This is a genomic window from Candidatus Pristimantibacillus lignocellulolyticus (assembly GCA_023639215.1).
Lineage (GTDB): Bacteria > Bacillota > Bacilli > Paenibacillales > Paenibacillaceae > Pristimantibacillus > Pristimantibacillus lignocellulolyticus.
In genome coordinates this window covers 2730417-2742707 of the sequence record CP097899.1, presented here as the reverse complement: position 1 = coordinate 2742707, position 12291 = coordinate 2730417, and the positions used below count along the sequence as shown (strand labels likewise).

Annotated in this window: 9 protein-coding genes; all 9 read right to left on the bottom strand. The window is 38.3% G+C overall.

Translation table 11 applies throughout. The features are described from left to right. Positions 1-157 precede the first annotated feature (157 nt). Positions 158-1192: a Gfo/Idh/MocA family oxidoreductase gene (locus tag NAG76_11450; GenBank protein ID URN92516.1), complete on the bottom strand. Its 1035-nt coding sequence runs from the start codon at positions 1190-1192 to the stop codon at positions 158-160. Positions 1193-1390: 198 nt separating this feature from the next. Then, entirely contained in the window at positions 1391-2965 is a 1575-nt protein-coding gene (locus NAG76_11445) for a stalk domain-containing protein (protein ID URN92515.1), read from the bottom strand. A gap of 433 nt (positions 2966-3398) precedes the next feature. Beyond that, positions 3399-4970, bottom strand: coding sequence for a glycoside hydrolase family 43 protein (locus NAG76_11440; GenBank protein URN92514.1), 1572 nt, complete (start codon positions 4968-4970; stop codon positions 3399-3401). 117 nt (positions 4971-5087) lie between these two features. Further along, positions 5088-6065 carry a carbohydrate ABC transporter permease gene (locus NAG76_11435; GenBank protein ID URN92513.1) on the bottom strand — a complete coding sequence of 326 codons (978 nt, stop codon included), beginning with the start codon at positions 6063-6065 and terminating at the stop codon, positions 5088-5090. Between the two features lie 5 nt (positions 6066-6070). Then, a complete protein-coding gene (locus tag NAG76_11430; GenBank protein URN92512.1) occupies positions 6071-6940 on the bottom strand; it encodes a sugar ABC transporter permease in 870 nt (289 codons plus the stop codon). A gap of 10 nt (positions 6941-6950) precedes the next feature. Beyond that, positions 6951-9308 (bottom strand): DUF5696 domain-containing protein, encoded by a 2358-nt coding sequence (locus NAG76_11425; protein URN92511.1) that lies wholly within the window; start codon positions 9306-9308, stop codon positions 6951-6953. A 12-nt stretch (positions 9309-9320) separates the two neighbouring features. Further along, positions 9321-9935: a YIP1 family protein gene (locus NAG76_11420; protein URN92510.1), complete on the bottom strand. Its 615-nt coding sequence runs from the start codon at positions 9933-9935 to the stop codon at positions 9321-9323. After that, on the bottom strand, positions 9932-11413 hold the full coding sequence (locus NAG76_11415; protein URN92509.1) for a hypothetical protein: 1482 nt from the start codon (positions 11411-11413) through the stop codon (positions 9932-9934). Before NAG76_11415 ends, NAG76_11420 begins: the two co-directional genes overlap by 4 nt. Before the next feature lie 10 nt (positions 11414-11423). Beyond that, positions 11424-12290, bottom strand: coding sequence for a carbohydrate ABC transporter permease (locus NAG76_11410; GenBank protein ID URN92508.1), 867 nt, complete (start codon positions 12288-12290; stop codon positions 11424-11426). Between the last annotated feature and the right edge of the window lies 1 nt (position 12291).

Here is a 12291-nt window from a genome sequence, read left to right as displayed (position 1 = left end):
CAGAACCGAGAAGATGGAGCGCTACTTGCGGAAGGAGGAAACGTAAATGTACGGTATTGGTACATGCGTACCGGACTTCCCAAGTTCGCTTCATATTCGATGTCGAATAACCATCGAAGACAATCATCGTTATCAAAGTCCGCTTTTTGAACTTCCTCTACAAGCGGACCTCAGCCTGCTTCTCCGCCGACTCATAGATCGCACTCAAAATTTGGATCATATGAACACCATCTTGAGGTGTAATCGTTGGCGTATCTTTACCTAATACACAATCGATGAAATGATGAATATTGACAGTATGTTGCGGAAGTTCTTCCTCTGGAAATTCAGGTTTCGTACTCACTACTTGACCATCTACTTCTGTAAACAGCGTTAGTTCATTATTAATTAGTGAGAAGCCTGCCTCCGTCCCTCTCCATTCAAGAAATCTTTGCTCTTCTTCAATGTTAGAGGCCCAGCTAAACTCCACTTGTAGGGAAGCACCATTTTCAAAGCGGATAAAGCCTGTTGCCATATCCTCCACATCAAAAGTACCTGCAGGAATTACTCCTGTCTCATCTGGTCGATCAGCAAATTTACGATAGGTAGATCCTGATACCGTCTTCGGCACCGGGTCCCCGCTTAACCACATCGCTAGATCAATCATATGAACTCCGAGATCAATTAAAGGTCCGCCGCCTGACATTTCTTTTGTCGTGAACCAGCCACCACGACCAGGAATACCTCTCGTACGTATCCAGCCACATCTTCCTGCATATAATTCTCCGAAAAATCCTTCATTATATAGTTGCTTTACATGTTGTGCAGCAGCAGTGAATCGATTGTTACGCATAGCCATCAATATTTTCCCACTTTGGCTTGCGATATCGGCCATTTTGCGTGCTTCCTCAGGATTAATCGCATCAGGTTTCTCACAGAATACATGCTTATTATTTGCTAATGCTTCTATAGCAATAATGGAATGAAACTTGTTTGGGGTAGTAATACTTACAATATCGATATCTTCACGCGCAATTAATTGTTTATAATCCGTATATATAGTAGCTCCAGGAAAATCCTGTTCGGCAAGTTCTGCAAGTTCTAGATTAGCATCACATACCGCAACAACTTGAATGTCTTGCGAAGTTTTCCAACCATTGAGATGAGCATAGCGATAAATTCCACCTGCGCCGATGATTCCAACTTTTAGCATGTCTATTACTCCTTCTTCCTGTCATTCAAAATTAATATTAACTATCGACTTTGCGATCGTCATATTAAGACATAATCCACAATAATTGTATGATATTGGTGTCAGCTATTCAATACTTTTCATAATCATCAAAATAAAACCCGTCACCTTATGGCAACGGGAAATTATTCTACCTTAATTTCGAGTTTAATACGCTAATTAGATGTCTACATATTCGACATATCCTTCTTCCGGATATATACTGTACACATATTCTGACCCATCAATTGTACCCCATGCAAAATTGTAGAACAATCTATATCCCGAGCCTTCACGTTCTATTGCATCAGAAGGAAAAGCACTTGGATAAGAAGATACATAGGTATCCAAATATAGCATTACAAAAGCGTTTTTTGCTCCTTTATCTTTACTAATCGAGTCGGATACCCAATATAAAATAGAAGGAATTGTCATATCATCGTAATCTTGCATATCCATCAAATCGAGCCATTGATCACTATCTTCCATAATACCACCGACCAAATAACCATCTTTTTCTTTAGATAACATTACAATCCATTCAAAATCATATCTGAATCCATCTAAGGTTACAGTAGCATATTCATAATTAAGATATTTCTGTACTTCAGTTGCACCCTTCTCTGTATAACTATTGTTAGTAGATGTTCCATTACCTGAACTACTTGAACTACTCATCTGTTCAGCCTTTTTAGTTTTCTTTAAAAACGATATGACATCAGATGAAGGTATTGCAAAATTAAGATTTGCCGAACTTTCCATTTTAGCTGTAATAATGCCTACAAGTTTTCCTTTCATATTAAACAATGCGCCACCACTGCTACCACTGTCTATCGGTGCGGAAATTTGTACATAAGTTTCATTATTAACTTTACGCAAAGGATTACTAACATTTCCTACTGTCAATGTGTTGGAGAATCCTAGAGGTGAGCCGATAGCTACAATTGATTCACCTAATTTTAATTCCTTAGAATCTCCAATATCAACGATTGGTAAATTTAAATTATCAATTTTTAGCAGAGCTAAATCTCTTTTTTCATCTTTTAATAATGTAGTCGTAGTAAATATAGTTGGTAATCCTTCAAAGGTAACACCAACTTTACTACCACCTTCAATTACATGGTAATTGGTTAATATTTCACCTTTGGCCACAGAAACACCACTTCCTGTAGCAAATAACTTACCTTTTGCATCATAAACTTCGAGCAATGCTACCCTATTAGCTAATTCGCCTACTTCTTCAACAGTTAACGTAGTATTACTTGGTTTTGTCGTCGGACTTGGACTTGGTGAAGGACTCGGTGTAGTTGTCGGAGTTGGTGACGGACTTGGAGTTGAAGTTGGTGAATCAATATAAATAGTATTATTTTTATATGCTACTTTATATCCGAAGGATTGACCTACAAATCTAAGTGGCACGTAAGTTACTCCTTTAGTAACATACGGAGCAATACTAAGTGTAATCATCTCTCCATTTTTTGTTGCATAGGTTTGATTAATAAACACTCTAACTTCTGTATCGCCTTTTTTGGAAGATATTGTGTTACTCTTTGAATCGAAACTAACACTGACACCTAATGCTTCAAAAATGTTTCTAAATGGTACCATCGTAGTTCCCTGTACAATAACAGGCTTATTAGGGAAAGACACTTCCACGCCATCCAAATATACTTTTGGTGCGCTAGTTGCTGCAAATGCACTCATAGGAAAAACTAATGTAAGTATTAAAACAAATGCAAGAATCTTTTTATACACTAATTACCACTCCATTTTTTATACATAATTTTCAATAATACAAATGTATTTTTCTAACATCTATTTACCATAAACATTCTCCTGTCTAACATATGTGTAATATATTCCATAATTGGAGATTCGACATATACCTCTCATTTCCTGCTTATTTCGTTAGAAGTTAGCGATTGAAAACAATACGAACATTAATACTATGTCAGTGAAAACCAGTTCATGCTCGATGAACAGTTTTTTTCCTTTAATGTCGCTCATATTTCACATCTAAAAAAAGATAAACACAATATATAAACTATATTTTACTATTTCTGTTATATGTCTAAATACGAAAAATCCAGTCACTTAGTAGCAACCGGATTTTCCATACAAGGTATTCATTATTTATCTCTTACATTAGCAAACAAGCTATATTAGCTTAGTCCTTATTATTATATAGCTATTCCTTTTTTGTTACTGCTGAACCCCATACAGATACGCCTTCAAGGGATAACGCACTGAATGTCATTACCTCTTGTTTCGTTAATTCATCATATTGACGTAATAACACTCCACGATATACTACATTATCAATGGTTAGTTCAACATTATGCTCACCACTTAATTTCCAGCTACCTGCAACCGCTCCAGTAATATTACCATCTGCCGTAAGCTCTACTACAATAGACTCTTTCACTTCAGCAGATACATCACGACCATGATTAATTAATTTAAATGCTCCAGAAACTTCTTCCTGCGTATACGTTCCAATCGTTTCACCTGAATAACGATGAGGAGCCATAACAAACCAACCATCTTCATTCAAGAACATTTGATGAACACGGATTTCATGATGTTCACTTTGGTATGGGAAGCGCGTATGGAATATATTGAAATACTTCTTACTGCTCTCATCATAATAGGTTGAGTTATGCCCTGGTGAGATATAACCAGCGCCAATTCCGCCGCCAGTTTCTCCAAGTTCACGACGGAACATGAAATTCCCTACCATTTTAACACCGTAAGGTTCAATTGCACGATCATCAAAGAATGATCCCGCTGGACCTTGAGCATCAATTAAATCTTTGCCTTCAGAATCAACATACGGTCCATCTGGTGTTTTGGAGCGAGCAACACGCAAATTGTATCCGCCAACTGCATCTAAACCACCATATGATAAGAACATATAATAGTAATCTGTTTCTGGGCTATATTGTATGTATGGACCTTCTATACGCACATGATTTTTCCCAAGCAACTTTTTACCGTACCCTTGATCTGGAAAAGGTAAACCTGTTGTTGGGTCAAGTTGCATAATAAAAATACCACCGCTATATGACCCATATACCATCCACAGTAGATTATCTTTGTCGAAGAATACTGCTGGATCAATAGCGTTGGGATGAACAGTTGCATCATAAATTGTTCCGTCTTCACTCTTCTGTCCCCACATACCTGATTTCAAGAACATACCAAGATCAGTAAACGGACCTTCTGGCGAATCTGATACTGCAAGACCAATGGCTGCACGAGGAGAATCCCCTTTGCAGACACTATAATAGAAGTAATACTTACCATCTGCTAATTGGATCACATCACCAGCCCAGAACGTATCTGTCTGACCCCATTCTAGCGCTTCTGCCATTTCTTCTGTAACATTCGGGATTAATGGATTACCATTACTTACTCCAGAACCAATCAAGGTCCAATTCATTAGATCAGTACTTTTGGCAGATCCAAGATGTGAGCCATACACATAGAAAGTACCATCAGCAAATAACACCGAAGGATCATGTACTGAAGCATTTGTAAACATAGGTCCACCTTTTTCCACACCATTATCAACAGGATTAGTGACCACTAGTTGATTATCAGCATTTTCATTAACTTCTTTATTTGTCTTATTATTATCGTTAACTACCTGCTCAGTAGCAGGCTCTTTGTTCAAATTCTCATTCGTCCCCTTACTACATGCTGTCATCATAACAACAGCTGTCAGTACGCTCACAGCGCAAATTAATGTTTTATTCATAGCTCCTCCTAAAACATTTCATATACTTCCTAATTAACATCCCGCAGTAGACCCCACTTAAAATTTTTCCTCGACCCCCTTCCCCATATTAGGAAGATGATCGAGGAAATAAATTAGTTATTCACCTGCAATACCAGCACGCTCAACACTTTCAACAAAATTGCGTTGAACGAAAAGATATAAGATAAGAATTGGTATAATCGATAACACTACGCCAGCCATCATCTGATTCATAACCGTTGGTGCCATACCAATTGCACTTGACGAAACGCTAGCCCCCATCTGATCCGCAGTCATCGTAGCTTGACCGTAGAAACCATTCATACGTTGCGCTAAATTATAAAATGGCGGTAGACGCAAGTATAAACTTGGTTGGAAGTTATCATTCCAATGCCATACGATAGAGAATAGGAATACTGTAACCATCGCTGGTTTACCTAATGGGAACATGATTTGCCAGTACGTACGGAATGCACCTGCACCGTCAATTCTAGCAGCCTCTTCTAGTACTTTTGGAAGTTGACGATAGAATTGAATAAAGATTAGAATGAACAGCGATCCTTGTAGTCCATGTCCAAAGGCAGCCGGCACAATAAACGGTAGATGCGTATTAATCCAACCAAGTTCACTGAAAAACATATACAAAGGAACAACAATCGTTTGTGGTGGTACTAGGAATGTGAAAATTAACAATACAAACCATAGACCGTATAATGGGAAACGATAACGTGCAAATCCATATCCAATTAATGAACATGAAATAATTTGCAACGCAGCACTACCAAATGAAATGATAGAACTATTCATAAATCCTTGCCAATACTTCATCGCTGTAAAAGCAACTTTATAGTTATGAATGTTAAATTCATGTGGAATCCAGCGAACCGTTGCATCTGCTACATCCCAGCTCTGCATGAGAGATTTGGAGATCATGTATAATAACGGATACAAAAATACAAAAGATAAGCTAAGCAGTATAAAATAGAAGAAAATTGTTCCTATAATATTTTTACTGCGTTTGATGGCTTGAAACCTTAAAGCAGGATCTAGCTTATCGCTGATTTTCACTTTATCTGTTAACTGCGCATTCGCCATTTTGATTACCTGCCTTCCATCGAAGCTAGACTTTTTCTAAACAATAAGAACACTATACCAATCATAATGAAAATAACTACGAAATAAATCCATCCTAATGCCGAAGCATATCCATAGTTATTATCACTAAATACTCGTGTATTAATGTAGTCCATTACACTATTGTCTGCACGCGTGAATGAGCTAACCATCGTATATAATGTGTTAACTAGAATCATTGGCATAATCATAGGGAATGTTATTTTCCAGAAGCTTTCCCACTTCGTTGCCCCATCCATTTTCGCTGCTTCATAAAGCGAAACAGAAATTGTCTGTAAACCAGCAAGGAAGATGAGCGTTTGTACTCCTGCATCCCACATGACCATCGTCAATGAATCTGCATATGTTAATAGACTCTCTAGAATATCACCAGGAATGAAAAGTCTTAACATACGATATAAATCATAATTCATAAAGATTGGGAGATTTGCAGCACCCTGCTCCAAGAGCTTTTTCAATGTCGTACCTGATGCAATAATTACAGGCAAGAAGAATATACCACGGAATATCATCCGACCACGGAAATGACGATTTAACAATAATGCACTCGCTATAGAGAAAATTAGTACGAGCGGCACATGTGATATCATACCTGTAAATGTGCTTTGTAATAATGGTAGAAACTCAATATCTACTGCGAATGCTGCTCGAAAATGCTGAAGTCCTACGTTCTCAGCTATAAGTCCGGTTTTACTAGGTGTTAGTTTTTGGAACGAGTAGTAGATTGATTGCCCCAGTGGTACTGCCATGAAAGCTACAAATCCGACAATCCATAAGATGATGAAGGAATAGCCTTCAAATATATGTCTCTTTCTCATGTTCATTTTGAATTTCATGCTATTTCCTTCACCCCTTACTCCACGTATAGTTCATACCTTCGACATTAACTCCGTCTATAGTAGTAGCATCTGAATTGTAGTTCACAATGACTTCAACACCACTAGCATATGTTGTACGGAATACGCGATCTTGTAACTGTTCATGATTGATCATTTGTTCACCAGCAATAGCATCATAAAGTGGCTCCAAATCTTTGTATTCATCAGCAACAATGTTAATCCAATCTGCTGCGTAGGAACTGTATAATCTTGTTTCAGCTGTACGATGCAAATTACTACTTTTCTCACCAGTTAATTCAGCAGTAGGAAGTGCGCCATACTCAATAGCTTTCAACCATTCAACTTGTGCATCTTCACGCAAGTTAATTGGACTAGCATAATATGGAATAAGACCGTGAAGAACTAATTGATAGAATGGAACTGCAGTATCTGTATACGTGTATTCACTAGCATACAATGGAGCATCATCGATACGATCAACTAGTCCAAATGTATATGCGTTGCCGTAATCCACCGCTGCTGAACCAACCTGTTCCTTCATTAGAGTTAGTGAATCAATCCATGCCTGAGCTGCTACAGAACGATCAGTGATTGAATCCTTATCTTCATCAGAATAGATCATCTCACCCATATATTGCATCTGCACACCATCAACACCATAGTTCACATAATCTGAAACTTGATCTTTCACATACTCATTAAGTACTCGATCTGGCTTAATAAGATGGAAGCTGAAGCTACCACGAGACCAGCGATCACTTGGCCAATATAATGTTAGTTCTAATAGTTCTCGATCCATACCGCGAATACCATCTTTGCGTTCACTATATTTACCTGTAGATTCGAATGGTTTTACATAATTGGCACGTAAGTAGAGTGCTACATTAGCTTCTTTCGTAAAATTAACTAAGGATTCAAGACCCTTTTTACCTCCAAGTTGTTTCGCTATTTTATGAGATGGCTGCGTGCCATATAGCCCACCTTTTGTCCATCCATCATATGTTGCAACAATATTTGTTACCCCAGTTTGTTGCAAATCAGCAATGATCTGCTCTGCTTGCTGGAATGTCGTCATCTTAATAAACGTATCTCCGATAATCTCTTCACGCTCAATACCACCAAACAATTCTAATGATAGTGAAGGTTTTTGATCTGCAACTGGCATCAACCCTTGATCCTGAATTAAGTAGTTACGATACGCTTTTGCCAAACCAACATAGTTAGCATCTTCTGCTTCCAGTAACACGTACTCCACCTTACGATTTCCTGCAATCATTTGACCTTGGAAATATGGAATTTGTCCGGAATTACCGATGAAAATAACATCGTTTTTACGATACATAAATTCAACAGAGCTACGATACATTGGAATCGCACGAATACCAGCAGGCGTACCATTTATTTTCGCTTCATATTGACCATCAGATACGATAGCTAGTGTACCAACCCCATTACGATACATACCGAACACTGGAAGTGCGATACTTTCACGCGGTGTATTTGTACGTGTATAAGTATCCGCTAACATATCATTCGTTTGTGATCTGAAAGTAGCATCATTTCCATAAATGTATTCGGAATATCCTTTCAGATAAGTCTCATGATTAGCACGGAATTCAAGTAGAGACCCTGAACCATCTGGTAAGAACATTGCGCCTTCATCTGTTTCTAATGCTCCATTCATGAAAGGTAGTGGTTCAAGACTTGTTAGCCTTGCAGCTCCAGTTTCCTTAATACTTTCAAATGGAATTTGCACGACAAGTCCACGATCGCTAAGTGTATAAATCATTTGTAGCGAGATTCCCTCAGCAACAAAATTAATATCTAATACTACCTGATCATCGAGCACAGTATACGTTGTCGTTGTTGTCGCATCCTTTAGAGAATACGTTGATGTTACGTCCGAACCAACGGTATAACGAAGATGAACTGGTGAATCGATAAATTTCTTATTGTTAGGCGGCAATGAGGAAGGTGTTTGTGGAGAGCCCAACCATTCCGTCCCCGTTTCTTTACTTACTAGACGCACATTACCTGTTTTTTCATCAATATATAACGTGAATTTACTATCATTTAATACTTCTTTAATAGCTGTTACTTTTGATAGTTCTTCTGCTCCATCTAGCGCTAGATCAACAGAATCAACTACTACGTCAGTAGCTTCTACCGTTAACACTTCACTAGTAGTTTCTTCGATCACAGCTTGACTATCGACTGGTTCAACAACTTCCTCGCCACTTAACTGCTCTGCTTTAACAGAAGGAGCAAAGCTACTAGCTGACGGAATTATCTGCTGACCAAGCAACATCATAACAAGTAACAAAATTGAAACTGGCTTCTTCCATTGAATGGTACGTTGCTTCATAATACGCTCCTCCTATCCTCTTAGCCTTAATTCCTTAACCATATCGAGCAAGAAATTGAGGAATTGATTGGCCAAACCAAACAGCAATACACATATAAACCACAAAATAAATACTGCTACTATACTTAGAAAAGCAATAAATAATGTTTTAGGCAAATCAAAGTTATGCAGTATCTTCACCTTTAAGATAAATAGCCAGATAACCCATGCATAGATCACGAAAGTGAAGAAATTAATCATCCCGGATTCATCTAACGCAAGAATTTGAGATAATAAAGTTACAGGTATTATGAACACAATGTATGGAACAAGTGCAAAGGCACTGCCATAGACGATCTCTTTGAACTTACCTTCTCCATCGAGAATAGCACTTACTGCCCAATGTGCTATGCACCAAGTTAACCAAGGAACAAGTATCCAGATCGCTTCTTGCAAAATAGAAATTTGGTATGCTTCACGAGTCTCATATGCGAAGCCTAGTGAATAGATGGAAATAATTCTAGCAATGTAAGCACATAAAACAAGAACTATAGCTTGGCGAATGCGAATTATTCCAGGACTTTGAATATCTTCAAAGAAATCAAATGGTTTGAAAATGATTCGATGCATCATCACGAATGGATTCATATCGTCTCACCTTCCTTCCCATGATGAGCAACGCCCACTTGCGACTTTTCCTTCACTTTTCGAGATACCCAGCGAAGTAATCTAGGGATGAATATTCTTAGAGCAACAAACAAAATAACAACTAAGATAGCAATAATGGTGAAATGCTCTTTAATGAATTCCTTACGATATTCTTTAAAAGCTAATGAATAATCATGTCTTGCACTTGCAAGTTCGAAATATCCCATCGCTTCTTTATAGCGCTCGGCTTTGTAAAGCGCTTTACCAATTGCTTGGTAAGCCATCTCATAGTTACTGTTCTGACGAATAACTTCCTGCCACATCGTCTCTGCCTCTTCATATCTACCTTCAACATGCAAGGTAGAAGCTTGTTGAACAAGCTGAGCAAAAGGTGTTTTACGGAACACTTCGATACTGTTGCGACCACGATCGACAACATAAATATCTCCATTGCTAGTTTGAGCAAGATCTGCTGGTGTCGTGAACAAACCACGTTGTTCACCTAATCCACCAAATGCGAACAAGAAATTCCCTAATTTATCATATTGGAATACTTTACTTGTCTGAAGATCTAGTGCAGTAATAATTCCTGTCTTATCTACTGAAATACCGATGAATGAAGGCATAGAAAACGGTCCTGAACTATAGAAATCACCATACTCACGCTCGATACCAATATTAAGTGTATCTACTCCGACAGGAGACAACCGTTTTAACTGATTCGCTGCTTCACCAAGCGTCGTCGTATACATAAATCCTTCATCATCAATATCAAGATTTGAGAATTCTGCTGGACGAAGCGTTACCTGTTTCGCTTGTTGAGATTCTGTTGCAAGTAAGCGTAGTAATACTCTTGACCAGCTGAACCCAACATGGTTGGCCCCATAGAATCCTTTGAACTGACCGTTAGGATCTAATTGAATCAAACCTTGTGTATTACCATCACTGACAACATACATATAGTCACGTTTATCAAGAATAATTTTAGATGGTGAATAAGAGAATGTTGAACCGATAAGTGGACTTACTGGCTTAAGAAACTCTTTTTCAAATTGGCCATCTTTATTAAAGATAACAATACGTCCATTTGCAGTATCAGCAACATAGATTGTACCGTCTTCTTTGACATAGATACCTTTCGGTTCCCCTAACTTGCCAGGACCTTCCGTATCACCAATCGTTCTTACATATTGATGTTTACTATCAAGATGTACAATTCGATTTTTACCAGCATCTGCAATATAGATGTCTCCATCTGATGTAATGTGTAATGATTCTGGGCGTTCAAATGCTCCAGATTCTAGATCAAGTCCAGTAATTGACTCTTCATAAACAAAGCCTGCTATAGAACGAATATCATTACCTTGTGAATTAATCGTGTAACTATCATAAGGTGTTGACGCACTGGCAGTCGAAGACAATAAGGACATGGCTAGCATCGTCAGCACTATGATTCGTAAGCTTTTCCAACTTTTCATAGCTGTCCTCCTATTCCTTCAACCCTGAATGCGCCATTGTCTGCAATACCATTCGTTGTGTAGTAATAAATACAATTAAAGTTGGAATAATCATCAAGAAACTCGCTGCCGCAAACGTACCAACTCTGGCAACAACCCCTGCTCCACCTTGAATCGTTTGAATGGCAAGCGGTAATGATTTCATATTCTCACTTGTCGTATACACCATCGCTGGGTATGGATCGTTCCAAGCAGAGATAAAACTGAACAATGCAAATGTTGAGATCGCTGGTTTCAGCATCGGCATAACAATTACCCAGAATATCTTCCATTCGGAAGCTCCGTCCATTCTCGATGCTTCTAGCAATGCGTCAGGTATTTGACGAAGGAATTGAACCATCAAGAACATTCCTATTGGAGCTGCCAAGTAAGGTAGAATAAGTGCAAAGTACGTATTCATTAGTCCTGATTTACTCATGATCAGGTATTGCGGTATTTGCAATACAATAGGAGAGAACATCAAGGAAGCTACGATCATATCAAAGAAAAACTTCTTGCCGACCATATCGTGTTTGGCAAGCGGGTAAGCTGCAAGGGCGGAAATAACAACACCGCCACCAACAATACCTCCCGTAACTATTAAGCTATTGAGAATGAATCGGATAAATGGAACACTAGATGTTCCTGTAACTAACAATAGGTCACGGAAGTTAGTTAACGTTGGATTCATTACGAAAAATCTTGGTGGAAATAAGAACAATTCACTAATTGGCTTCAAAGCGGTTGAAGCCAAATATACTAATGGTAATAACATAACAAGTCCCAATACTGTAAGGAAGCTATAGAGTATTATGCCACCCCAGTCTATTCTTCTGCTAATAGATTGAATGCGAGACACT